At 27.0% G+C, this 24572-nt stretch carries 27 protein-coding genes; 26 read left to right on the top strand and 1 reads right to left on the bottom strand.

Annotated features, from left to right (window positions below; all coding sequences use genetic code 11):
• Positions 1–57: 57 nt before the first annotated feature.
• From aroE to CHF27_RS00940, 24 genes are all read left to right on the top strand, one after another.
• The gene (aroE, locus tag CHF27_RS01055) at positions 58–912 is read left to right on the top strand and encodes a shikimate dehydrogenase (RefSeq protein WP_095404825.1); all 855 of its coding nucleotides are present in this window, start codon (positions 58–60) and stop codon (positions 910–912) included.
• Between the two features lie 21 nt (positions 913–933).
• The gene (locus CHF27_RS01050; RefSeq protein ID WP_095404826.1) at positions 934–1290 is read left to right on the top strand and encodes a type II secretion system protein; all 357 of its coding nucleotides are present in this window, start codon (positions 934–936) and stop codon (positions 1288–1290) included.
• A gap of 58 nt (positions 1291–1348) precedes the next feature.
• Entirely contained in the window at positions 1349–1951 is a 603-nt protein-coding gene (locus CHF27_RS14405) for a hypothetical protein (RefSeq protein ID WP_095404827.1), read from the top strand.
• 21 nt (positions 1952–1972) lie between these two features.
• Positions 1973–2395 carry a pilus assembly FimT family protein gene (locus CHF27_RS01040; RefSeq protein ID WP_243444915.1) on the top strand — a complete coding sequence of 141 codons (423 nt, stop codon included), beginning with the start codon at positions 1973–1975 and terminating at the stop codon, positions 2393–2395.
• On the top strand, positions 2385–2933 hold the full coding sequence (locus tag CHF27_RS01035) for a prepilin-type N-terminal cleavage/methylation domain-containing protein (RefSeq protein WP_095404828.1): 549 nt from the start codon (positions 2385–2387) through the stop codon (positions 2931–2933). Before CHF27_RS01040 ends, CHF27_RS01035 begins: the two co-directional genes overlap by 11 nt.
• Positions 2930–3436, top strand: a complete 507-nt coding sequence (locus CHF27_RS01030) for a shikimate kinase (protein ID WP_095404829.1) — start codon at positions 2930–2932, stop codon at positions 3434–3436. The genes CHF27_RS01035 and CHF27_RS01030 overlap by 4 nt, the downstream gene beginning before the upstream one ends.
• Before the next feature lie 55 nt (positions 3437–3491).
• Entirely contained in the window at positions 3492–3917 is a 426-nt protein-coding gene (gene aroQ, locus CHF27_RS01025; RefSeq protein WP_095404830.1) for a type II 3-dehydroquinate dehydratase, read from the top strand.
• 131 nt (positions 3918–4048) lie between these two features.
• Entirely contained in the window at positions 4049–4606 is a 558-nt protein-coding gene (gene efp, locus CHF27_RS01020; RefSeq protein ID WP_095404831.1) for an elongation factor P, read from the top strand.
• A gap of 90 nt (positions 4607–4696) precedes the next feature.
• Positions 4697–5149 (top strand): CD1247 N-terminal domain-containing protein, encoded by a 453-nt coding sequence (locus CHF27_RS01015; protein WP_095404832.1) that lies wholly within the window; start codon positions 4697–4699, stop codon positions 5147–5149.
• A 146-nt stretch (positions 5150–5295) separates the two neighbouring features.
• The gene (gene rnc, locus CHF27_RS01010) at positions 5296–5997 is read left to right on the top strand and encodes a ribonuclease III (RefSeq protein ID WP_095404833.1); all 702 of its coding nucleotides are present in this window, start codon (positions 5296–5298) and stop codon (positions 5995–5997) included.
• 58 nt (positions 5998–6055) lie between these two features.
• Positions 6056–7126 carry an elongator complex protein 3 gene (locus tag CHF27_RS01005; protein ID WP_095404834.1) on the top strand — a complete coding sequence of 357 codons (1071 nt, stop codon included), beginning with the start codon at positions 6056–6058 and terminating at the stop codon, positions 7124–7126.
• A gap of 23 nt (positions 7127–7149) precedes the next feature.
• Positions 7150–10704: a chromosome segregation protein SMC gene (gene smc, locus CHF27_RS01000; RefSeq protein WP_095404835.1), complete on the top strand. Its 3555-nt coding sequence runs from the start codon at positions 7150–7152 to the stop codon at positions 10702–10704.
• 55 nt (positions 10705–10759) lie between these two features.
• A complete protein-coding gene (gene ftsY / locus CHF27_RS00995) occupies positions 10760–12022 on the top strand; it encodes a signal recognition particle-docking protein FtsY (protein ID WP_095404836.1) in 1263 nt (420 codons plus the stop codon).
• Positions 12023–12131: 109 nt separating this feature from the next.
• On the top strand, positions 12132–12500 hold the full coding sequence (gene ylxM / locus CHF27_RS00990; protein ID WP_095404837.1) for a YlxM family DNA-binding protein: 369 nt from the start codon (positions 12132–12134) through the stop codon (positions 12498–12500).
• Positions 12497–13849, top strand: coding sequence for a signal recognition particle protein (gene ffh, locus CHF27_RS00985; protein WP_095404838.1), 1353 nt, complete (start codon positions 12497–12499; stop codon positions 13847–13849). The genes ylxM and ffh overlap by 4 nt, the downstream gene beginning before the upstream one ends.
• Positions 13850–13883: 34 nt before the next feature.
• Positions 13884–14156 carry a 30S ribosomal protein S16 gene (gene rpsP / locus CHF27_RS00980; protein ID WP_095404839.1) on the top strand — a complete coding sequence of 91 codons (273 nt, stop codon included), beginning with the start codon at positions 13884–13886 and terminating at the stop codon, positions 14154–14156.
• A 22-nt stretch (positions 14157–14178) separates the two neighbouring features.
• Entirely contained in the window at positions 14179–14406 is a 228-nt protein-coding gene (locus tag CHF27_RS00975; RefSeq protein WP_095404840.1) for a KH domain-containing protein, read from the top strand.
• 94 nt (positions 14407–14500) lie between these two features.
• The gene (rimM, locus tag CHF27_RS00970) at positions 14501–15013 is read left to right on the top strand and encodes a ribosome maturation factor RimM (protein ID WP_095404841.1); all 513 of its coding nucleotides are present in this window, start codon (positions 14501–14503) and stop codon (positions 15011–15013) included.
• An 8-nt stretch (positions 15014–15021) separates the two neighbouring features.
• Positions 15022–15714 carry a tRNA (guanosine(37)-N1)-methyltransferase TrmD gene (gene trmD / locus CHF27_RS00965; RefSeq protein WP_095404842.1) on the top strand — a complete coding sequence of 231 codons (693 nt, stop codon included), beginning with the start codon at positions 15022–15024 and terminating at the stop codon, positions 15712–15714.
• A 100-nt stretch (positions 15715–15814) separates the two neighbouring features.
• Complete coding sequence (gene rplS, locus CHF27_RS00960; protein WP_095404843.1) at positions 15815–16168, top strand: 50S ribosomal protein L19; 354 nt, start codon at positions 15815–15817, stop codon at positions 16166–16168.
• 283 nt (positions 16169–16451) lie between these two features.
• Complete coding sequence (gene ylqF / locus CHF27_RS00955) at positions 16452–17348, top strand: ribosome biogenesis GTPase YlqF (RefSeq protein ID WP_199533591.1); 897 nt, start codon at positions 16452–16454, stop codon at positions 17346–17348.
• 328 nt (positions 17349–17676) lie between these two features.
• A complete protein-coding gene (brnQ, locus tag CHF27_RS00950; protein WP_095404844.1) occupies positions 17677–18978 on the top strand; it encodes a branched-chain amino acid transport system II carrier protein in 1302 nt (433 codons plus the stop codon).
• 372 nt (positions 18979–19350) lie between these two features.
• Positions 19351–20118, top strand: coding sequence for a ribonuclease HII (locus tag CHF27_RS00945; protein ID WP_095405109.1), 768 nt, complete (start codon positions 19351–19353; stop codon positions 20116–20118).
• A gap of 50 nt (positions 20119–20168) precedes the next feature.
• Positions 20169–21185 (top strand): alpha-hydroxy-acid oxidizing protein, encoded by a 1017-nt coding sequence (locus CHF27_RS00940; RefSeq protein ID WP_095404845.1) that lies wholly within the window; start codon positions 20169–20171, stop codon positions 21183–21185.
• Between the two features lie 61 nt (positions 21186–21246).
• Here the strand turns inward: CHF27_RS00940 and CHF27_RS00935 are convergent, their stop codons facing one another.
• Positions 21247–22539 carry a CapA family protein gene (locus CHF27_RS00935; RefSeq protein ID WP_095404846.1) on the bottom strand — a complete coding sequence of 431 codons (1293 nt, stop codon included), beginning with the start codon at positions 22537–22539 and terminating at the stop codon, positions 21247–21249.
• 133 nt (positions 22540–22672) lie between these two features.
• Here CHF27_RS00935 and CHF27_RS00930 point away from each other — a divergent pair, with 133 nt between their 5' ends.
• The gene (locus CHF27_RS00930) at positions 22673–23017 is read left to right on the top strand and encodes a YraN family protein (protein WP_095404847.1); all 345 of its coding nucleotides are present in this window, start codon (positions 22673–22675) and stop codon (positions 23015–23017) included.
• Positions 23018–23030: 13 nt separating this feature from the next.
• Entirely contained in the window at positions 23031–24569 is a 1539-nt protein-coding gene (locus tag CHF27_RS00925) for a YifB family Mg chelatase-like AAA ATPase (RefSeq protein WP_095404848.1), read from the top strand.
• Positions 24570–24572 lie beyond the last annotated feature (3 nt).

Below are 24572 nucleotides of genomic sequence, written 5' to 3'. Positions count from 1 at the left end.
GTAATAAAATGGTATAAAATTATAAGTTAATGACAATAAATATATGGAGGAGAATATATGAATATCAATTCAAATACAACAACTATATGTCTTTTAGGGCATCCAGTAAAACAAAGTTTTTCGCCTAATATACAAAATTATTTGTTTGAAAAATATAATGTAAATAGTATATATTCATGTTTTGATGTGGATAAGGATAGATTAGAAGATGCTATAAAGGGAATAAAATCTTTAGGTATAGGTGGATGTAATATAACGATACCTTATAAAGTAGATGTGATTAAATATTTAGATAAAGTAGACATGAGTGCAGGGTTAATAGGAGCTGTAAATACACTTAAAAATGAAGGAGGGGAATTAAAAGGTTACAATACTGACGGAGTAGGATTTGTAAAATCTATTTTAGATAAAGGTTATGAGGTAAAAAATAAAAGAGTAGCTGTTTTAGGTGCAGGAGGTGCATGTAGAAGCATAGCTATAGAATTAGCTAATAATGGAGTTTATTCAATCGAAATTAGGAATAGAACTATTAATAAGGCTATAGAAATAAAAGATATAATTAAAAAACATTTTTCTACAGAAATAAGCTGCTCAACAGAACCTATTAATCAAGAAGATTTGAATAATATAGATATATTAATAAATACAACACCTATAGGAATGAATAGTGATGAATGTCCAATAGATGAAAAAATAAAAACTAATGATACTTTAGTCTGCGATATTGTATATAAACCTCATAATACAAAATTTTTAAATTGGGCTATTAAGCAAAACTTAGATGTAGTTCACGGAATAGATATGTTAATAAATCAAGGATTACATGCATTTTATATTTGGACAAATATAAAGCCATCAAAGAAAGATGCTCAAATATTAAAAGAGATGTATTTAAAAATTGTAAAACAATAAACTATAAGAAAGGAAGATATTTTGAGTTATAAAAATAATGGATTTACTTCTATAGAATGTATAGTTAGTTTATCAATTATATGTGTGGCTGTATATATGGTATCTACTTCAATTTATTCAAGTTATAATTTAGTAAACAGTAATGAAAAAAATATAGAAATGCTGAATATAGCAAAAACATATATAGAAGATATGAAATATTTTGTTAGAAATAATAATATAGAACAAGAAAAATATTGCAATTTAAAAGAATATGAAGGCTATAAAATAGAAACTAGTATAGAAAAAAGTGAAGATTATTATCGATGTTATAAAATAGATGTTAAAGTAAAATTAAATGTAAAAAGTATGGAGTTGAGTAGTTATATTACGAAATAATAAAGGGTCTATATTAATAATAACATTGATAATATTTTCTATTATAAGTGTAATATGTATGATGTGTATTAATTTAATATATACAAATAACAATATACATAGTCTAGATTTTAAAAATATAAATATGAAGGAAGAATCTTTGAGTGCTATAGAAATAGTATATAGTAATATATTAAGAGAAGTTAAAAATGCTGTAGAATTAAGTGAAAATAAAGAGGAATTTAGAGAATATTTCTTGGGGAATAATTACTATAAATTTATTAATAACATAGAAGATATTTCGAAAAGTAGTTTGAAAAATATAACATTAAAATTTTCTGAGATTGATTTATGCTTAGAAAATGAAATATTACAATTTGATATTGTAAGTAAGGTGAAAAATGAAAATTACAAAAAAACCATTAAAGTAAATGTTAATATAAAAAATCCATGGTATACAAAGGAAAAAGATATAGAAAAAGAAAATGAAGTTAAAAATAATGAAGAAACTAAAAATAATCATACCTTAGAAAATACAGATCTTATACAATCAGACCATATAAAAAGTGTTGAATCAATAGAAATAGATAATCAAAATCAAGAAATACTAGAAGATATTAATATAAAACTAGATATTGATGAGAAAGACTTAGTAACAATATATGATTACAAGGAGATATAAAATTATGAAAAGAGAAGGAATGTGACGTTTGTAGAATTGATGATAGCTATGAGCATAGTGCTTTTAATAGGAACTATATGTTTTCCGAAATATAGTATTGAAAAATACCATATTAATTCTTTTACAAAACAGTTATGCTCAGATATTAGATATGTCAGAAGAAGTAATATGTTAGGAGATGGTAGTGTTTATATACTATGGACTTTTAGTAGTGGTTATAACGGATATGTCCTTAAAAATAACAAAAAAAATATAAAAGAAATTTCAATACCATCAAATATAAAAATAAATCCAAGTATAATTAGAGTTAAATTCAGAACAGATGGAAGTTTAGAAGAGCGTGGAGGTAAAATTAAGATATTTGGCAAAAAAGTATATAAAGAGATAACAATTGTTCCAATAAGTGGAAGAACTCTTTTGAAAGAAGGAAAATATGAAGTGTAAAAAAGGATATATTCTTTTGGAAAGTATAGTATCATTATCTATAATGAGTATTTTAATACTGTTACTTTATTCACTTTTAATATTTTGTTTAAATATAAAAAATTCTATAGAAGATAAAATAGAACTGCAACAACAAGCAATGGATATGACAAGACATATAGAGGACGTAATTGGCAATTCAATGGGTATAATAGGAGTTAATATTAGTAATAAAGAAGAAAGTGAATTTAAAGAACAGAATTATAAAAATGTAAATTCAATAAAATGTAAATATAAAAACGAAAAAATAAACAATTCCAATAAAGATATAGAATTAAATTTAAAAGAAGGAAAAAATAAATTATTTATTAATTCAATAAATAATGAAATAAGTAGCCGTGGAGGATATGAAATTGGAGATTATATAGATAAAATATATGTGAACATATCTAAAGATGGCAAATATGTAAATATGATTCTTAAACTATCAAAAAATAAGCAAATACATGAAAGTAAATTTAAAATATACATAAGAAATTTTGAGGGAGATATTATATGAGAATTATATTAATAGGATTTATGGGTACAGGAAAAAGTGTAGTAGGTAAAAAATTATCACAGATAAAAAATGTAGAATTTGTAGATATGGATAATGAGATAGAAAAAGTTCAAGGAGTTAGTATCTCTTATATATTTGAAAAATATGGTCAAGAATACTTTAGAAATTTAGAAACTAATTTATTAAAAGAACTTTTATTAAGAGATAATATAATTATTTCTACTGGAGGAGGAATAATTACAAATAAGGGAAATATTGAAATTTTAAAAAAAGAAGATAAAGTCATTTTTTTAGATGCAAATGTAGAGACTATAGTAAAAAATGTTTCAAGAGAAATAAATAAAAGACCACTTTTAAAGGAAAGTAGTAACTTAAATAATACAATAAAAACATTATTAAGTGATAGATATGAAAAGTATAAGAAAATAGCAAATTTTATAATTGATATAAACGAAAAAAATATAGAAGAAGTAGTTAGTCAAATACTTGTTTCTATTGGATAATATATGATATTATTATATTGGTAAAAGTTTGTAATCTAAAAGTTGGGGGTATTTTATGAAAATCATAGTTATAAATGGACCAAACTTAAATATGTTAGGTAAAAGAGAACCTAAGGTTTATGGAAATAATACTCTAGAAGATTTAGTTAGTTATATAAAGAAAGAATTTGATGGAAGAGTTGAAATTGAATTTTTTCAAAGTAATCATGAAGGTGATATAATAGATAAGCTTCATGAAGCGAATGAAAATTTTGATGGAGTTGTTATAAACCCAGGAGCTTTTACGCATTATAGCTATGCTATTCATGATGCCATAAAATCCATTAATAAACAGGTAGTAGAAGTTCATATATCTAATATACATGATAGAGAAGAGTTTAGGCAAAAAAGTGTAACTGCTAAGGCTTGTATAGGACAGATATCTGGATTTGGTTTTTATAGTTATATATTAGGTGTGAATGCTATAATTAATAATAGGTAATATTATTATATAGACTTAATATAACTTGACAAGATTGCAATAGGATATATAATTGAAAAAGGATAAGGTGATAGTTAAATTACAAAATCACCCAAAAAATAATAAAAGTATTTTTAGATGGAGGGACAAAAATGGTATCAGCAAGTGATTTTAGAAAAGGTGTAACATTTGAAAAAGACGGTCAACCATGTTTAATAGTTGATTTCCAACACGTTAAACCAGGAAAAGGTGCAGCGTTTGTTAGAACTAAATATAAAAACTTAAAAAGTGGAGCAATAAGAGAAGAAGCTTTCAATCCAAGTGATAAGTTCCCAAAAGCATTAATAGAAACAAGACAAATGCAATATTTATACAATGATGGTGAATTATATTACTTCATGGATGAAGAAACTTTTGACCAAATACCATTAAACTATGACCAAGTTGAAGAAGCAATTAAATTCTTAAAAGAAAATGAAGTTGCTACAATAAGATTCTATCAAGGACAACCTTTCCAAGTGGAAGCTCCAAACTTTGCAGAATTAGAAGTTGTAGAAACTGAACCAGGAATAAAAGGAGATACTGCAAGTAACGTAACTAAAGCAGCTACAGTAGAAACTGGTGCTGTTGTTCAAGTTCCTTTATTTATAAATCAAGGTGATAAAATAAAGATAGATACAAGAACTGGAGATTATTTATCAAGAGTTTAATAAATGATGTATATAAAAGCTTATATATCTTAATAATAAAGATATATGAGCTTTTAATTTATATAAAAATAGAGAAAGAGAGGGGTATACATGAAATATTTATATGAAGAAGTTGCATACCTAAAAGGTCTTACAGAAGGATTAGACATAAGTAAGGAAAGTAAAGAAGGCAAGATAATACATAAAATAGTAGACGTGTTAGAAAATTTTGCTGATGCTATTGTTGATTTAGAAGAAGAGCAAACAGACTTAATAGAATATGTAGAATCTATAGACGAAGACTTATCAGAAGTAGAAGATGATCTTTATGAAGATGAAGACAGCGATGAAGATGATGAAGAGTTTAGTTATGTAGAAATGGAATGCCCTAACTGTGGTGACTTAGTAGATATAGACGAAGATTTATTATATGATGATGGTGTAGATATTGTTTGTCCTAATTGCCAAGCGATAATATTATCTGGCGAAGATGAAGATGATTGTACTTGTTCATGTGATGATGATTGCGACTGTGGTTGTGATTGTGACCACGAACACAAATAAAAATTTATATAGATAAATTAAAGAACCTATGAGAATACTTTTATCTCATAGGTTTTTCTATATAAATAATAGAAATTTTAGTTTTGCAATAGTTGAAGAAAAATAGTACACTATAATCTAGAGATAATTAACTCGGAGGTAGTATTATGAAATTAAATAAAAAAATATTAGACAATATATCTAAATTTGAACATATTATAAATTACAAATTTAAAAATAAGGAGTACATATTAGAAGCTCTTACACATAGTTCTTATTCTAATGAAAATAAGAGATACAATTTTAATGAAAGATTAGAGTTCTTAGGGGATTCAGTATTAAGTATAGTAGTAAGTGATTATTTATTTAACGAAGAACATGAATTGCCAGAAGGTGAATTAACTAAGCTTAGAGCTAATATAGTATGTGAGGAGTCTTTAAGTGAAGTATCTAATGAAATTAAATTAGGTGAATACATGTTACTTGGAAAAGGTGAAGAGGCAACGGGAGGAAGACAAAGGATATCTATACTAGCAGATGCTTTAGAAGCCGTAATAGCAGCTATATATTTAGATGGTGGATTAGAAAACGCTAGAATATTTATTTTGAATTATATGAAAAATATAATATCTGATTCTAGAAAAGGAAAAATATTTAGAGATTATAAAACACATCTTCAAGAAGTTTTACAAAGTAAAGGTGAAAATAATATTTGGTATAAATTAATAGAAGAAAAAGGTCCAGATCATAATAAAAGATTTGTTATGCAAGTTGGATTAAATGAACAGGTTTTAGGAGTTGGAGAAGGAAAGAGCAAAAAAGAAGCAGAACAATTAGCAGCTAGAATCGCATTGGATGATATACTGTAATATTTAATTTAAAAGAGTTGTATAGTTTAAAGAAGTTTTAATAAAAGGATGATATAAAATGAAAAAGAGAATAATTCCGATATTTGTTCCGCATCAAGGTTGTCCGCATGACTGTATATTTTGTAATCAAAAAAAGATTACAGGAGTAAGTACGAATGTGACAAGTTTAGATGTGAAAAATATTATTGAAGAATATTTACCAACAATAGATAAAGATGCTCAGATAGAAATAGCATTTTTTGGAGGAAGTTTTACAGCTATAGATATAGACATACAAAAAAGTTTGTTATCAGTAGCGAAGGAATATGTAGATAAAGGATTAATTCAAGATATTAGAATGTCAACAAGACCAGATTGTATAGATGAGGGAATATTGAATATGCTTAAAGAATATAAAGTGAGCATAATTGAGCTTGGAGTACAATCGTTAGATGAAACAGTATTAGTGGATAGCATAAGAGGACATAATGCAGATGTAGTGTCTCAAAGTGCTAAGCTTATACAAAATAGTGGTATAAAATTAGGTTTACAAATGATGGTAGGACTACCATCTGATTCTGAATACAAGTGTATAAAAACAGCTAAGAAATTTATAGAACTTAATCCAGAATGTGTAAGAATTTATCCAACATTAGTAGTTAAAGAAACAGGTTTGGAAAAGCTTTTAGATGAAAATGAATATAAACCTTTTACATTAGATGAAAGTATAAAAATAGTAAAGAAGCTTTTAGCTTTATTTTATGTTAATAATATAAATGTAATAAGAGTAGGATTACAAGCTACAGACGATATTCAAGTAGGAAAGGCTGTGGTTGCAGGACCATATCATCCAGCTTTTAGAGAATTAGTTGAATCAGAAATGATTAGAGATTACTTAGATTATATTATTAGAAAAAATAAAGTTACAAGTAATATTTTAATTAATTGTAACAAAAAAAATATTTCGAAAATAATAGGCAATAAAAAGAGTAATAGTGTTTATATGAAAAATAAATTAGGTGTAACTTTAAAAACACAGGAAGATGATATTAATATAGATAAATTAGAAATCATATTAGATAATGAAAATATAATCGCTATTAATATGAAGGATATGTATAAAGATTTATATAATATTTACAACCTTTAGTTTCATTGAAGGGAGAGAACACATTGTATTTAAAAAGATTAGAATTAAAAGGATTTAAGTCCTTTCCTACAAAGACAGACATAATATTTAAAGAGGGTATAACAGCAATAGTAGGACCTAATGGTAGTGGTAAAAGTAATATATCTGATGCAGTTAGGTGGGTTCTAGGAGAGCAAAGTATAAAAAGTCTTAGAGGTGATAAATTAGAAGACGTTATATTTGCAGGAACAGATAGTAAAAAACCGATGAATTATTGTGAGGTTGCTCTTACTATAGACAATAGTGATGAAAAATTAGAATTAGATTTTAGCGAAGTGACTATAAAAAGAAGAGCTTACAGAAATGGAGAAAGCGAATTTTTCTTAAACAACAAAAGCTGTAGGCTTAAAGATATAAAAGAAATACTTTTAGATACAGGTATTGGTAAAGATGGTTATTCAATAATAGAACAAGGTAAAGTAGATGAAATTCTTAGCCCTAATCCTGTAAATAGAAGAAAAGTTTTTGATGAAGCTTGTGGTATATCTAAATATAGATATAAAAAACAAGAGGCTGAAAGAAACTTAAAAAATACAAAAGAAAATTTAGAGAGAATTGATGATATATATTTAGAAATAGAAAATCAATTAAAGCCATTATTTAATCAACAGTCAAAAGCTAAGAAATATATAGAAGTTAGTGAAAAATTAAAAACTATAGAAGTTAATAGTTATATTAAGGAAATAGAATCTTTAGATGCAGAGTTAAAGGAAATAAATAAGCATAATGAATTACTTGATCAGCAATCTAAAGAAACAGAAAAATTAAAAGAATCTATAGAAAATAATTTTAATCAGACTAATAAGGATATAGAAAATATTGATGAAACAATAAGTAAGGCTATTGATTATATAAATTCTATAAAATCTGTAATGTCTCAAAAAGATGCTCAGGTAGATCTTATAAAAGAGAGAATAAAAAACTTTAGAAATGATATTGATAGAAAAAGAAAAGAAATAAAAGATATAAAAGAAAAAATGACAAAAGATAAGTTAAATGTCAAAGAATTAGAAGAAAAGAAATATGAAAAAGAAAAAAGTATAAATTTGCTAAATAATAAAGTAAAAGATGTGGAATTAAAAAATAATGATAAAAAAGAAAAAATAGAAAATCTAAATAATGAGATAGAACAATTAAAAGATGAAATAATAAGCTTGTTAAATGAAAAACAAGGATCTACGAGCAAGTTATCTACATTACAAGCTAATAGTGAAAATATAAATTCAAGAACTCAAAATATAGATTTAGATATTGAAGAGATAGGAAAAAATATTAACTACAAAAATAATGATTTAAATAATAAAAAGAAACAAATGAATAACACAAAAGAAAATATGCAAAATTTAAAAATTAAAGAAAATGAATTTGAAAACAAATTAAAAACTTTAATTGAGAATAACTCTAGCGTAGAGTTAAAAATTCAGAATAATAAATATAGTATGAATGATTATAATTCAAAGCGTAATATATATATTGATATGGAAAATCATTATGAAGGTTTTAATAGAGGAGTAAAAGAAGTTTTAAAAAATAAATCATTGCAAGGTATATATGGAGCTTTAGGACAAGTAGTAACTGTTCCTGAGGAATTTGAGAAGGCTGTAGAAGCAGCACTTGGAGCATATATGCAAAATATTATAACTAAAGATGAGCATAGTGCTAAGTTTGCAATAAACTACTTAAAGAAAAATAATTTAGGTAGAGTAACATTTTTACCTTTAAACATAATTAAATCTAATAAAATAGATACTCGTAATATAAGGTCTAGTACTAAATTTATAGGAGTAGCGAGTGACTTAATATCTTATGATGAAAAATATAAAAATATATTTGAGAGTATATTAGGTAGAACTATAATTATAGATAATATAGATGATGGAATTAAATTTGCAAAAGAAACAGGACATAAATTTAAGGTTGTTACATTAGACGGAGAAATTTTAAATCCAGGTGGATCTTTAACTGGAGGAAGTTTAAGAACAAATGGAAATATATTGTCTAGAAAAAGGCTTATACAAGAGTATACTGAAAAAATAGAATTTATAAAAAATGAAAATACATCTTTAATAGAATATAAAGATGAACTGAATGAAAATATATTCAAAGTTAAAAAAGAAATAAATGAAGCACAAAATAGTATTAAAGAATTAGATAAATCTATAATAATGCAAACATCAATTATTAGTAGAGTAGAAGAAGAAGTAAATACTTTAAATAATAGTAAAGAAAAATTAGAAAATGAGAAGCACGGTTTAGATTCTAATTTAGAATATACAATAAAAAAGACAAATATTGTAAAAGAAGAAGTGAAAGAAATAGAAAATAAATATAATAATAATAAAAATAAAATAGAAGTTTTAAGTGTACAGTTAAAAGAATATAGTGGATTATATGAAGATGATAGGGATAAGTTTGATAAGTTAAATTTAGAACTGGTAAAAAATAATCAGATATATGATTCTTTAATAAAAGATATACAAAGAATAAATAAAGAAAATTTAGAGTTAGACGAAAAAGCAAATAGCTTGGAGGAATCATTAAAATCTGAAGAAATAGAAACTACTCAATTAGAAGAAGATATTATTATAGAGCAAACTGAGAAAGAAAGCTTAAATAAACAGTTATTAGATAGTAACAGAAATTTAGAAATTAAAAAAGCTTCAAAAGAAAGTTTAAAGAGTAGATTAGAAGATTTTAATAAAGAATTAAAAGCTGCTGATCGTCAATATATGGATTTAAAAGAAAGTTTATTTAAAGTACAAGGTAGATTAGAAAGAGTTAAAGCTACTAAAGAGACATATATAAATAAACTTTTTGAAAAATATGAAATGACGCTAGTTGAAGCTATTGAAGTTAAGGATGATAGTATAGAAATAGATAAGAAAGTTTTAGAGGGATTAAAAAAAGAAATCAGAAACCTTGGAAATGTTAATTTAGATTCTATAAAAGAGTATGAAGAAGTTAAAGAAAGATATGATTTTTATAGTGAACAAAAACAAGATTTAGAAGAATCTATTGAAGCTATAGAAAAATTGATTAGCGAATTAGAAGAAAATATGAAATCTGAGTTTGAAGTAAAATTTAATGAAATAAATGAAAACTTTAAATATGTATATAAAAGATTGTTTGGTGGAGGATATGGTGAACTTACTATATTAGATAAGGACAATATATTAGAAAGTGATATAGAGATAACGGCACAACCACTAGGCAAAAAAATGAAAAATTTAAACTTATTATCAGGAGGAGAAAAGGCACTTACTGCAATAAGTATATTGTTTTCTATACTTTTATCTAAACCTACACCGTTCTGTATACTAGACGAAATAGAGGCTCCTTTAGATGACGCAAATATATATAGATTTGGGGAATTTTTAAAAGAGTTAGCTAAAGATACACAATTTATATCAGTAACACATAGAAGGGGTACTATGGAAGCTGCTGATTATATATATGGAATTACAATGCAAGAAAAAGCAATTTCAAAAGTTATTAGCTTACAGTTAAAAGATGCAGAGGAATTGACAGATATAATTTAATATATTTATAGATATATACAAACAAAAGATTGGCTTATATTCAGGAGGAAATGAAGTGTTTAAAAATCTATTTAAATTTAATAAGAAAAAAGAAGAAAAGAAAGAAACAGAAGATAAAGAAATAGAAAATATTTTAGAAGAAGAAATGAAGAAAATAGAACTGGAATCAAACAAAGAAGTTAATGAAGAGAGTTTTAGTGATAAAGAACCTATTGTAGAAGCTGAAGATAAAGAAGAGATAAAAAATATAGAAATAAAAAATATAGAAACTGAAGGAAAAGTAGAAGAAATAGTTAAGACAGAAAAAATACAAGAAACAGAAAAAGTAGAAGAAATAGAAAAAGTAGAAGAAATAGTGAAAAAAGAAGAAAAAGAAGAAATAGAAGAAGAAAAAAGAGAACCTAAAGTTAATCTATTTGAAAGATTAAAGCAAGGATTAACTAAAGCTAAGCAAGGAATAACTGATAAAATAGATAATGTTTTAAATATGTATACAAAAGTTGATGAAGAGTTATTAGAAGATTTAGAGGAAATTTTAATAACTGCTGATGTTGGTGTAAATACGACTATGAATATAATAGATCAACTTAGAAACAGAATAAAGCAAAAGGGTATAACAGATCCTATGGACGTAAGAGTAGAGCTTAAAAATATAGTTGAAAATATACTTGATAATGATAATGCTAAATTAGATGTTGAAAAATCACCAAGTATAATACTTATGGTAGGAGTAAATGGTGTTGGAAAGACTACTACTATAGGTAAGTTGGCAAATAGATATAAAAGCGAAGGAAAAAAAGTTTTATTAGCAGCAGGAGATACCTTTAGAGCAGCTGCAATAGAACAATTAGAAGTATGGGCTCAAAGAAGTAATGTAGATATAATAAAACATCAAGAAGGTGCAGATCCAGGAGCTGTTGTATACGATGCTATAAAAGCCGCTAAAGCTAGAAATGTTGATTTACTAATATGTGATACAGCAGGTAGACTTCATAATAAAGCAAATCTTATGAATGAACTTGGAAAGGTATTTAAAATAGTTGATAGAGAATTTCCAGAAGCTAAAAGAGAAGTATTGTTAGTCGTTGATGCAACTACAGGACAAAATGCAGTATCTCAAGCTAAAACGTTTAAGGAAGTAGCTGATATAACGGGAATAGTACTTACTAAATTAGATGGAACTGCAAAAGGTGGAGTAGTTCTTGCAGTTAAGTCGGAAGTAGATGTTCCGGTTAAGCTTATTGGTGTAGGAGAGAAAGTAGAAGATTTACAAGATTTTGATGCAAAAGCATTCTCTGATGCTTTATTTGGGAATTAATTAGCTCAAAAATATTAAAATTTAATAGTTGACATTTCATCTTAATTAATATAAAATACAATGTGTAAAGTAAATAACCTTTACAGTAACTCACTTGGAAGTGAAAAAGATGAATATAGAAAAAATGGTTGAGATTGGGTTATTGTTTGAGCAGTATAAAGAATTGTTGACTGACAAGCAAAGAGAAATAGTAACCTTATATTATGAAGAAGATTATTCTCTAGGTGAAATTAGTGAAAATTTAAATGTATCAAGACAAGGTGTTTATGATACGTTAAAGCGTTCAGAAAAGATATTAAGAGACTATGAAGAAAAGTTGAACCTAGTATCTAAAATTCAAGAACAAGAAAAATTCATCAAATTTATACAAGATAAAATTGTTGACATTAAACAAGATTTGTTGCAAAATAGAGATTGTGCTAATTTAATCCCTAAGCTAGAAAATATAGAAGATGTATGTAGGGAGATGTTAAAATGATATTTGAAGGATTAGCTGATAAGCTACAAGGAGCTCTTGGAAAGTTAAAGTCTAAAGGAAAACTTACTGAAAAAGACGTAAAAGATGCTATGAGAGAAGTTAAACTTGCTCTTCTTGAAGCAGATGTTAACTTTAAAGTAGTAAAAGACTTTGTAAAAAAGGTTCAGGAAAGATGTGTTGGACAAGAAGTTATGGAAAGTCTAACTCCTGCTCAACATGTTATAAAGATTGTTAACGAAGAACTTACAAGCTTAATGGGTGATGTACAAAGTAAAGTTATGATATCTTCTAAACCACCGACAGTTATAATGATGGTTGGTCTTCAAGGTGCAGGTAAGACTACTACATCAGGAAAGCTTGGAGGATATTTTAAAAAACAAGGTAAAAGACCTTTATTAGTGGCTTGTGACGTTTATAGACCAGCAGCAATTAAGCAATTACAAGTTGTTGGTGAAAAGCTGGATATACCAGTGTTTAATATGGGCGATAAAGAAAGTCCAGTAAATATAGCGAAAGCAGGATTAAGTCATGCAATTAAAAATAATAATGACTTAGTTATTATAGATACAGCGGGTAGACTTCATGTAGATGAGGTTTTAATGGATGAATTAAAATCCATAAAATCTGAAGTTAAACCGCATGAAATACTTTTAGTTGTGGATTCTATGACAGGACAAGATGCTGTAAATGTAGCAGAAAGCTTTAATGAAGCACTTGGAGTAGATGGAGTTGTATTAACTAAATTAGATGGTGATACAAGAGGTGGGGCAGCACTTTCAATTAGAGCTGTTACACAAAAACCAATTAAGTTTATAGGTATGGGTGAAAAACTAGATGATTTAGAACCATTTTATCCAGATAGAATGGCATCTAGAATATTAGGAATGGGAGATATCCTAAGCCTAATAGAAAAAGCTCAAGAAAATATGGACTTAGAAAAAGCTAAGGAATTAGAACAAAAAATCAAGAAACAAGACCTTGATTTCGAAGATTTCTTAACTCAAATGGAACAGATACAAAACATGGGTCCTCTTGACAAGATAATGGGTATGATACCAGGAATGGGAAGCTTGAAAGATCAGCTTGGTGACGTAGACTTAAATGGAAAAGAAATGAATAGAACGAAAGCTATCATACAATCAATGACTGCAGATGAAAGAAGAGATCCAGCGCTACTTAATGCTTCTAGAAAAAAAAGAATAGCTAAAGGTAGTGGAACAAGTGTTCAAGATGTAAACAGATTGATAAAGCAGTTTAATGAAATGAAAAAAATGATGAAGATGTTTACAGGTTCACAAAAAAGTATGAAGAAAAGGGGCGGTTTTGCCGGACTTCCTTTCTTTAAATAAATAAAATAGACAAAAATTTTCGGAGGTGACTGTAATGGCAGTTAAAATAAGATTAAAAAGAATGGGATCAAACAAAAAACCTTTCTACAGAATAGTAGTTGCGGATTCTAGATCTCCAAGAGATGGAAAATTCATAGAAGAAATAGGATACTACAACCCAATTTCTCAACCAAAGCAAGTTAAAATAAACGATGAGAAAGCTGTAAAGTGGTTATCAAATGGAGCTCAACCAACTGATACTGTTAAAACTTTATTAGCTAACAACGGAGTAATGGAAAAATTCGAAGCTTCTAAGCAAGCTAAATAGTTTTCATTAGGAGATGGAATATATGAAAGAGCTAGTGTTAGATATAGCTAAAGCTCTAGTTGATAATCCTGACGAAGTAGTAGTGGTAGAAACTAAAGAAAAAGATGAAATAATCTTAAAACTTACAGTTTCTCCAGACGACATGGGTAAGGTTATCGGTAAGCAGGGCAGAATAGCTAAAGCTATAAGAACTGTCATAAAATCTGCTGCAAATAGAGAAAAAGTTAAAGTTTCTCTTGAGATAGTATAAAAGGATTAGGTATATACCTAATCCTTTTTGTATATAATACAGATAACTTTGACAAAATGAAAATAATCAATGAATCAAAAGAGAAGGTGGGACTATGAAAGAAAAAATAACTCATTTTAAAATAGGTCAAATAGTTAATACACAAGGATTAAAAGGAGAAGTGAGAGTTTATCCTTTTACTGATGATATATACAGATTTGATGAATTGGAATCTTTTTATTTAGGAAAAGATTTAGAAACTCTTTGGGATGTAGAAAAAGTTAGATACAAAGGCAACATGATAATAATGAAAATAAAAGATATAGATACTGTAGAGATGGCTGAAAAGTTAAAGAATAAATTTATGTATGTATCTAGAGAAGAAAGTAGAGATCTTGAATCTGGAGAATATTTCATTGCGGATATGATAGGCATAGATGTGTTTACATTAGATGGTACAAAAGTAGGAGTATTAAAAGAAGTGCTTCAATATGCTGCAAATGATGTTTATGTAGTAAAAGGAGAAGAAAACGAATATTTAATTCCTGCAATAATGAAGTTTGTCCCAACTATAAATATGGATGAAAGAAAAATGATTATAGACCCTATTAAGGGAATGTTAGATTAGGTGATAAAATGAGATTTCATATAATGACTCTTTTCCCAGAAATATTTCATTCATACATGAATGAAAGTATAATGAAAAGGGCAGTAGAAAAAGAAACAATAGAAGTATTTGTATATAATATACGAGAATTTTCTAATAATAAGCATAAAAAAGTTGATGATTATCCATTTGGTGGAGGAGCGGGTATGTTAATGACTCCACAACCTATATACGATACATATAAGCATATAATAGAAACTCATAATATAAAAAATTCAAGAGTGATTTATCTAACTCCTAAAGGTGAGGTTCATAACCAAGAAATTGCTACATCTATGTCAAAAGAAGAAGATATAATTCTGTTATGTGGACATTATGAAGGTATAGACCAAAGAATTATAGATTTAATAGTAACAGATGAAATATCTATAGGAGATTATGTTTTAACAGGTGGAGAACTACCAGCACTTATTTTAATAGATTCTATTTCTAGGCTAATACCAGGAGTATTAAATCAAAATGAATCATTTGAAGAAGAATCATTTAAAGATAATTTATTAGAATACCCACACTACACAAGACCAAGGGAATTTATGAATTTAGAAGTTCCAGAGGTTTTATTATCAGGAAACCATAAAAAAATAGAAGAGTGGCGAAAAGAAGAATCATTAAAAGTAACTAAAGAAAGACGACCAGATTTATATAAAAAGGCTTGTAAATAATACAAAAGTATTATATAATATAAAATGTCGAAACTACGGGCGTTCCTCTGTTTACAGTGGTCAGTAATTAAGAACGTCTATGATATTAGGAGGAAGAAAGATGAACGAATTATTAAGATCATTAGAACAAGCACAATTAAAAAGCGATGTTCCTAACTTTGGACCTGGGGACACAGTTAAAGTACACGTTAGAATAGTTGAAGGTAAAAGAGAAAGAATACAAGTATTCGAAGGTGTAGTATTAAAGAGACAAGGTGGAGGAGCTAGAGAAACTTTCACTGTAAGAAAAATATCTTTCAACGTAGGAGTAGAAAGAACTTTCCCAGTTCATTCTCCAAGAATAGATAAGATAGAAGTAACTAGAAAAGGTAAAGTAAGAAGAGCTAAATTAGGTTACTTAAGAGGTAGAGTTGGTAAAGCTGCTAAGATAAAAGAAGCTAGAGTTGCTAGATAGTTATTATAACTTTACTATAATAAAAGAACTGAGAATTCTCAGTTCTTTTTTTATTAAAGGAATTTATAAATTATATAATATTAAAATTAGATATAGAATGAGATTTTTTATACTACTAAAATTAATGATTTATTAAATGATTTAATATAAATATACAAATTATCAACTTTATAATTGAAATTATTTCGTAGATATTGTGGTATAATGGATAAGTTAAAATAGTAGAATAAAAGAATATATAGATATAGATTAAGGAGTGATATATATGGCAAGAGGAGATAAGATGAGAAGCGATTACGATGAGTATCTTATGGATGATAACCTACATATAAACTGGTATCCAGGGCATATGAAGAAAACTAAAGAATTAGTTAGAAATAACTTAAAATTAGTAGATGTAGTCGTAGAACTTTTAGATGCAAGAATACCTTTTAGTAGTAAAAATCCAGATATAGATAGACTTGCAGGTAATAAACCAAGGGTCGTTATATTAAATAAAAGTGATTTAGCGGATAGAGATAAGTTAAATAAATGGATAAGTTATTATAAGCAAAGAGGAATAAAAGCTATTCCTGTTGATACTGTAAAAGGTGTTGGCTTAAATAAAATAGTAGAAGAATGTAAAGCTGAAACAAAAGAAAAAATGGATGCTTTAATAGAAAAGGGAAGAAAAGAAAGACCTATAAGAATAATGATAGTTGGAGTTCCTAATGTAGGTAAATCTTCTCTAATAAACAAGTTAACAGGAAGAAAAAGTACTGTTACAGGAGATAAGCCAGGAGTAACAAAAGGAAAGCAATGGGTAAGATTAAAAGGAAATTTAGAATTATTAGATACTCCAGGTATACTTTGGCCTAAATTTGAAGACCAAGAAGTAGCTTTAAACTTAGCTTTTAGTAGAGCGATAAAAGATGAAGTTTTAGATATAGAAACTTTAGCATTAAGATTAATAGAAAAATTAATGATAATTGAGCCTGAAAAGTTAAAAGAGAGATATAAGCTAGAAGAACTAGGTGATACTCCTATAGAAACTATGGATATGATAGGATATAAAAGAGGGTTTATAATGGGAAGAAAAGAATTAGATTATACTCGTATAGCTCTTACAGTTTTAAATGAATTTAGAGAAGGTAAGATAGGTAAGATAACATTAGAAATGCCAGAAGATATAAAAAATTAATTTTAAAATATACATTAATTTTTTATTTAAATTATCATATTATTGTGTGTTTAAAAGAATTGTTCCAAAACAAGATTTGGGGCAATTTTTTTATTTAAGAAATTGTTTATAAGTAAAATATAAAAAATAAAATTAAAAATATTATATAAAAAAAATACTATTGGTCAAAATAAAATTAAGTAATATAACTATAAATTTAAAGATAATTTAAACAAAATGAATATTTGAAACATTCTGTATATTTTAAATATTGTTGACAATTAGATTTCCAGAATGTATAATTAATTCAAAATATTTAAATTGTAATGAATTTAAGGGGGGCTTTAAAATGGTAAAGAAAAATAAGGATATAGTAGTGGTAGGATTCGCTCTATTTGCTATGTTTTTTGGAGCAGGAAATTTGATATTTCCACCATTCCTTGGCTTAATATCAGGTTCTCATTGGATAACCGGATTTAGCGGATTTGTTTTAGCTGATGTTGGTTTAGCATTATTGGCAATATTAGCAGCAGCTAAATGTGGAGGAGAAATAAGTAAAGTACTTGGAAGAGCTGGAAATAAATTATCTGTAGTTTTAGGATGTGCCATAATGATATGTTTAGGACCTCTTTTAGCAATACCTAGAACTGCTGCGACAACTTTCGAGATGGGAATTGCACCTTTGTTTAATGGATTTAACCCGGTATTATTCTCGATTATATTTTTTATACTAACATTAGTGTTAACAATAAAACCATCAAAAGTAGTCGACATAATAGGTGAATTTTTAACTCCAGGATTACTAATAGCACTTGCTATATTGATTATTAAAGGAATAATGACTCCTTTAGGAAGTATAAATCCAGATGCTATGATAGACAATGTATTTGGGGAAGGTGTTGCTCAAGGATATCAGACTATGGATGCATTAGCAGCTGTAGCGTTGTCTACAGTTGTAATAACTTCATTGACGAATAAAGGATATACAGATGAAAAGGAAAAGATAAAATTAACATTACAATCAGGTTTTGTTGCAGCGATAGGTTTATGTTTAGTTTATGGAGGACTTGCTTATCTTGGAGCAACTGTATCTCAAATATATGGAAAAGATGTGATTCAAACATCATTGATAGTTAATATAACAAGTTCATTACTTGGTCAGCCAGGTAAGATTATAATAGCTTTAATAGTTGGATTAGCATGTTTAACAACAGCTATAGGACTAGTATCAGCAACAGGTCAATATTTTACTAAAATTACAAATGGAAAATTAAAGTATGAAACTATAGTTATAGGAGTTTGTATATTTAGTGCTATAGTATCTAACTTTGGAGTAAGCACAATAATAAAATTCTCGGCTCCAATTTTAAGTATAATATATCCAGCAACTATTTCATTAGTAATGCTTACTTTATTTGGAGATAAAATAAAAAATGATAATATATTTAAATGCTCTGCATACATGGCTTTATTTATAAGTGTATTAACAGTAATAGATTCTTTACAAGTTAATATACCATTAATTGATAAACTTCCATTTGCACCGTTAGGATTCAACTGGGTATTACCAGTAATTATTGCAGGAATTATAGGAAGTTTTATACCTTATAGTGATAAAGTTGATTCAGGCAAAATTGATAAAGTAGGTTAATATATAAAATACACAAATCGTTGATATAAATAGATATCAACGATTTTTTTTGTTTATATAACTATTTATTTCATTATAAAATTAGATGATAAAAATTAGGCTTAAAAGTAAGCTTTAAAAGAATAAATAGAGAATAAGGTGTATTCATGTTGTTTAAGATAAAGATACTCTTAGAAATGGTTTAAAAGCCATATATGAATGATTTGAAGTTGATAAAAATGTAAATAATCAATTGATTATAAAATTAATTTAGGGAAATGATTATATCAGTAGTAGGTTGAGATAATATCAAGTTGATTTACGGTGGAAATAAGAATAAAATATGAATATGTAAAAATTAATAATAAATTAGAGAAAAATGAGGAGAAATTAATGAAGGATAAAAGTGTAAAAGAAATTAAAGAAATTATAGAAAGTTTAGAAGTTAATCAATATTTATCATATATAGATATTTTAAAAGATGATGAAAGAAAATCAGTTAAAAATTTAGCAACAAAACTTGCTAAGAAATTAGATAATATTAGAAGAGAAGAAGAACGATTAGAAATAATCAACACATTTGAAAATGAGGGATATGAAAAAGGGTATTTATATATAGGTGGAATAGATGAGGCAGGAAGAGGTCCTTTAGCAGGACCAGTTGTTGCGAGTGTGGTCGTTTTTAAAAAGGGAACAAAGATAGAAGGTGTAAATGATTCTAAAAAGTTAAGTGAATCTAAAAGAGATGAATTATTTGAAGTAATTAAAGATCAAGCACTTGATTATGGAATAGGGATTGTTAATAATGAAGAAATAGATGAATTTAATATACTAAATGCTACTTATATGGCAATGAAGAAAGCTGTAAATTGTTTAAAAAATACTCCGGATTATTTATTAATAGATGCAGCTACAATTCCAGGTATAGACATAGATCAAAAACCTATAATTAAGGGAGATTCAAAATCTATATCAATAGCAGCGGCTAGTATACTAGCTAAAGTAACAAGAGATAGTATCATGTATCATTATGATGAAGTATATCCAGAATATGGATTTAAATCACATAAAGGATATGGAACAAAAGAACATTATGAGGCTATTGAAAAGCATGGAATAACACCAATACATAGAAAGAGTTTTTTAAAGAATGTGCTATAATAAAGGTATATTGTTTATTAATAATAGATGGAATTAATAGGGGGCATTTCATGGATTATAAAGAAGTAATAAAAAAAGCCAGAGAAAATTTAAATGGTAGTTGTAAAGTATGTAAAGTATGCAATGGAATTGCTTGCGCAGGAGAAGTTCCTGGAATGGGAGGAAAGGGAAGTGGATCTTCCTTTTTAGAAAATAATAAAAGTTTAGATAAAGTAAAAATAAATATGAGAGTAATACATAATGTTTCTAACCCAGATACATCTATAAATTTATTTGGTAAAAAAATGGATGTACCTATATTTGCAGCACCAGTAACTGGAACAACTTTAAATATGGGTGGAATGTTAACTGAAAAAGAATATATAACAGGTGTTATAAAAGGATGTATAAATAGTGGAATTTATCCAATGGTAGGAGATACTGCTGTAGATGAATTTTTAATAGAAAATTTAGTTGTACTTAAAGAAAATAACGGAAAAGGCATAGTATTTATAAAGCCTTGGGAAAATGAAGATATAAAAAGAAAAATAAAATTAGCAGAAGAGTCAGGGGCATTTGCAGTTGGAGTTGATATAGATGCTTGTGGACTAGTTACTTTATCAATGCATGGAAAAACTGTAAGACCTAAAGATGTTGAACAAATAAAAGAATTAAAAGCATCTACAAAGTTACCATTTATATTAAAAGGAATAATGACTGTACAAGATGCACTAATGGCAGTAAAAGCAGGAGTAGATGCAATAGTGGTATCAAATCACGGAGGAAGAGTTCTTGATTGTACACCGGGAGTTTGTGATGTGTTGCCAAGTATATCACGAGCTGTAAAGGGTAAAGTTACTATACTTGCAGATGGAGGAGTTAGAACTGGAATAGATGTTTTAAAGATGATAGGCCTTGGAGCAGATGCTGTTCTTATAGGAAGACCTTTTGTAAGTGCATCCTTTGGTGGAGGGTGTGAAGGTGTAGAGGCTTATGTAAATAAGCTTAAATCAGAATTAAATGAAACTATGATATTAACAGGTTGTCAAACAATTAAAGACATAAATGACAAAGTTATATTTAGATAGTGTTGTTTATAAATAATTATATAAAAAGTAATAGCATTAAAAAAATGCTATTACTTTTTTGTTAAAATAAGTTTTTAGGATAACTGATTAAATCAGAATGTTTTATTAGAGAAGTTGTATTTTCAAATGATTTTTTTAATTTATTATAAGGTAAGTTTTTAATATTAGATAATTCTTCTTTATTTGAAATAGGAATTATTTCATAAACAGATTTTGAGTCTGTATAATATTTATTTAACCAAGTTGGTATACATTCAACTTTAGAAATTCTTGCAGTATCATATTTAGATTTTTTAGTTATATTGATGTTTACTAATAAACCGTCTTCAGTGTAAGGCGTTCCCATTAACTCTCTTCTCTGATTTGATAAAAAGTTTCCTAAGGAATATATTACTAGGGTTTCTTTTTTATTATCAGATGATGTTATTATATCAACAGGTTGAACAACATGAGGGTGAGAACCAATTATAATATCTACACCTACATCACATAGTTTTTGAGCTAGGCTAGTTTGGAATGAACTAGGAACTCTTTGATATTCATTTCCCCAATGCAAAATAACAATCTTAATATCGGGATTATTCATTTCTGATAATGTTTTAGAAATAGAATTAAAAGCATTATCTACATTATGTACATCAAACACGTTAATTTTATCAGAAGTATCGCTTGAAGCAGGTAATCCATTTACATATTTAATAGAATTTTTTATTTCTGCATAAGAAAATGAAGTTATTCCTAATGATATTCCGTGTTTTTTCTTTATTATAAAGTTTTTTTCATAAGATGAATTTTTTGTTCCAACAACATCAAACCCATCTTGTTTTAATATCTTTAAAGTCCTTTCTAAACCTAAATCACCTTTATCTAAAGAGTGATTATTTATAGTAGATAAAATATTAAATCCACAGTTATTTAATGCAGTAGATAAAGAATCAGGTGAATTAAAAACAGGATAAGAACTATATCCAATACTTGAACCAGCTAAAGTGGTTTCTAAATTCGCTATAGAAAAATCAGAATTTTTCACATAATTCTTAACATGTTGAAAATTATTGTCAAAACAATATGAATTTGTAGATGAATCATATTGAGCTGTGAGTTGAGGCATATGTACCATAATATCGCCAACGGCTGTTAAAGTAATAGTATTAACCTCATTTGTATTTAAATCTTCAGAAATTTTATCTTTTTCATTAGAGGGAAGTTTTGACACATTATTTCTAAGCCCTTTAAGTCCATAATAAAAACCAAATATTAAGCATGTGATTAGTAAAAATAGTATAGATAAGATGATTAATAATGAAATAAGTTTTTTCTTTTTACTTCTTTTTAGTTTTTTAGATCTAGACATTTAATACCCTCCTTTATATACATATCTTATATTTAAATGTAAAACTTTTCAATTACAATATTGTAAAATTTGTATACTTAAATACAGCTATGACAATAATTACTAGAAGAAGTTTAATTTTAGGAGAATAAAAATGAATAATAAAGATAAAGGGGATTTAGGGGAAAGTATAGCATCCAAATATTTATCAGATATGGGAGTTAAAATAATAGAACAAAATTATAGAACAAAAATCGGTGAAGTGGATATAATAGCAAACATAAACAACGAGTTAGTTTTTATAGAAGTTAAAGCTAGAAGCAATGTTAGGTTTGGGTATCCATCTGAAGCTGTAAATTATAGAAAAAGACAAAAAATAACAAAAGTAGCAAGATACTATATATTGAAAAACAGCTTATATAATATACCGATAAGATTTGATGTGATTGAAATTTATCTTAATGAAAATAAATTAAATCATATAGTTAATGCTTTTTAGAGAGGAGTAATAAATGCTAAGTATAATTAACTCGAGTAATTTAATAGGTATAGAAAGTTTTTTAATTACAGTAGAAGTTGATGTTACTAATGGAATACCTTGCTTTAATATAGTAGGACTAGCTAGTACAGAAGTGAAAGAAGCAAGAGAACGAGTGAAATCGGCAATAATAAATAGTGGATATAAATTCCCAAATTCAAGGATAGTTGTAAATTTATCTCCAGCGGATATGAAAAAAGAAGGTTCATTTTTGGATTTGTCTATAAGTATAGGTCTACTTAGACAATATATAAATAAAAAGGATGAATACTTAAATGAGAGTATGTTTGTGGGTGAATTATCTTTAGATGGAAGCATACGGAAGGTTAGAGGAATTTTACCTATATTAATAGGTGCTAAAGAACAAGGAATAAAAAGAATATTTTTACCATTTGACAATTTAGTAGAAAGTTCTTTTATAGATGGAATAGATATATTACCAGTTAAAAGTTTAAATGAATGTATAATGTTATTAAATGACAAATTAATTGTAGATAAAACAAAAGATAGTAGTTTATATAAAGTTGAAGAAATAGAAGAAAATAAGATTTATGATGAAGATTTCTCTGACGTAAAAGGTAATTACTTTATAAAAAGAAGTGTAGAAGTAGCGGCTGCAGGAAATCATAATATACTTATGATTGGCCCTCCAGGTTCAGGTAAAACAATGATAGCTAAGCGAATAAGAACGATTTTGCCTGATATGGATAAAAAAGAAATGATAGAAGTTAGCAAAATATACAGTGCATCAGGCCTAATTGACAAAAATATAGGAATAATTAATAAAAGGCCATTTAGATCACCTCATCATACAACAACAAAACAATCTTTAATTGGAGGTGGATTTGACGCAAAGCCAGGAGAAGTAGTTTTAGCTCATAGAGGAGTATTGTTTTTAGATGAAATAGCAGAGTTTGACAGAAAGATATTGGAAACATTAAGGCAACCAATAGAAGATAAATATATAAATATATCTAGGATAAAATACAACGTTCAATACCCGTGCAATGTATTATTAGTAGCATCTATGAATCCATGTCCATGTGGATATTATATGTCAAATATAGAGTGTAAATGTCGAACTTACGAGATAAATAGATATATTAATAAAATATCAGGACCTTTATTAGATAGATTTGATATTTTTGTAGAAGTAAATCAAGTTTCCTATGATGATTTAAATTATAATAAAAAAATAGAAAAATCTAGTGATATTAAAAAAAGAATAGAAAAAGCTAGAGACATACAATTAAATAGATTTAAAAACACAAAAATAAAAACTAATAATGAAATGGGATCATCAGATATATTTAAGTATTGTAGTTTAGATAATGAAGCTTTAGTGACAACGAAATTAATATTCAATAAGTATAAATTAAGTAATAGAAGTTATACTAAATTATTAAAAATGGCTAGGACAATAGCAGATTTGGAAGAATGTGAAAATATAGATAAAAATCATATAATGGAAGCTTTTTCGTTTAGAAAAGCATTTTATACCCATTTTAAATAAGAG

The organism is Romboutsia maritimum, assembly GCF_002251085.2.
In the GTDB taxonomy this organism is placed as follows: Bacteria; Bacillota; Clostridia; order Peptostreptococcales; family Peptostreptococcaceae; genus Romboutsia_B; species Romboutsia_B maritimum.
This window is presented reverse-complemented; position numbering and strand designations above follow the sequence as displayed.

Coding starts and splice junctions, on each gene's coding strand:
- aroE (WP_095404825.1), top strand. CDS start 58: ATGAATATCAATTCAAATACAACAACTATATGTCTTTTAGGGCATCCA.
- CHF27_RS14405 (WP_095404827.1), top strand. CDS start 1,349: ATGATGTGTATTAATTTAATATATACAAATAACAATATACATAGTCTA.
- CHF27_RS01035 (WP_095404828.1), top strand. CDS start 2,385: ATGAAGTGTAAAAAAGGATATATTCTTTTGGAAAGTATAGTATCATTA.
- CHF27_RS01030 (WP_095404829.1), top strand. CDS start 2,930: ATGAGAATTATATTAATAGGATTTATGGGTACAGGAAAAAGTGTAGTA.
- aroQ (WP_095404830.1), top strand. CDS start 3,492: ATGAAAATCATAGTTATAAATGGACCAAACTTAAATATGTTAGGTAAA.
- efp (WP_095404831.1), top strand. CDS start 4,049: ATGGTATCAGCAAGTGATTTTAGAAAAGGTGTAACATTTGAAAAAGAC.
- CHF27_RS01015 (WP_095404832.1), top strand. CDS start 4,697: ATGAAATATTTATATGAAGAAGTTGCATACCTAAAAGGTCTTACAGAA.
- rnc (WP_095404833.1), top strand. CDS start 5,296: ATGAAATTAAATAAAAAAATATTAGACAATATATCTAAATTTGAACAT.
- CHF27_RS01005 (WP_095404834.1), top strand. CDS start 6,056: ATGAAAAAGAGAATAATTCCGATATTTGTTCCGCATCAAGGTTGTCCG.
- ylxM (WP_095404837.1), top strand. CDS start 12,132: ATGAATATAGAAAAAATGGTTGAGATTGGGTTATTGTTTGAGCAGTAT.
- ffh (WP_095404838.1), top strand. CDS start 12,497: ATGATATTTGAAGGATTAGCTGATAAGCTACAAGGAGCTCTTGGAAAG.
- rpsP (WP_095404839.1), top strand. CDS start 13,884: ATGGCAGTTAAAATAAGATTAAAAAGAATGGGATCAAACAAAAAACCT.
- CHF27_RS00975 (WP_095404840.1), top strand. CDS start 14,179: ATGAAAGAGCTAGTGTTAGATATAGCTAAAGCTCTAGTTGATAATCCT.
- rimM (WP_095404841.1), top strand. CDS start 14,501: ATGAAAGAAAAAATAACTCATTTTAAAATAGGTCAAATAGTTAATACA.
- trmD (WP_095404842.1), top strand. CDS start 15,022: ATGAGATTTCATATAATGACTCTTTTCCCAGAAATATTTCATTCATAC.
- rplS (WP_095404843.1), top strand. CDS start 15,815: ATGAACGAATTATTAAGATCATTAGAACAAGCACAATTAAAAAGCGAT.
- ylqF (WP_199533591.1), top strand. CDS start 16,452: ATGAGAAGCGATTACGATGAGTATCTTATGGATGATAACCTACATATA.
- brnQ (WP_095404844.1), top strand. CDS start 17,677: ATGGTAAAGAAAAATAAGGATATAGTAGTGGTAGGATTCGCTCTATTT.
- CHF27_RS00945 (WP_095405109.1), top strand. CDS start 19,351: ATGAAGGATAAAAGTGTAAAAGAAATTAAAGAAATTATAGAAAGTTTA.
- CHF27_RS00940 (WP_095404845.1), top strand. CDS start 20,169: ATGGATTATAAAGAAGTAATAAAAAAAGCCAGAGAAAATTTAAATGGT.
- CHF27_RS00935 (WP_095404846.1), bottom strand. CDS start 22,539: ATGTCTAGATCTAAAAAACTAAAAAGAAGTAAAAAGAAAAAACTTATT.
- CHF27_RS00930 (WP_095404847.1), top strand. CDS start 22,673: ATGAATAATAAAGATAAAGGGGATTTAGGGGAAAGTATAGCATCCAAA.
- CHF27_RS00925 (WP_095404848.1), top strand. CDS start 23,031: ATGCTAAGTATAATTAACTCGAGTAATTTAATAGGTATAGAAAGTTTT.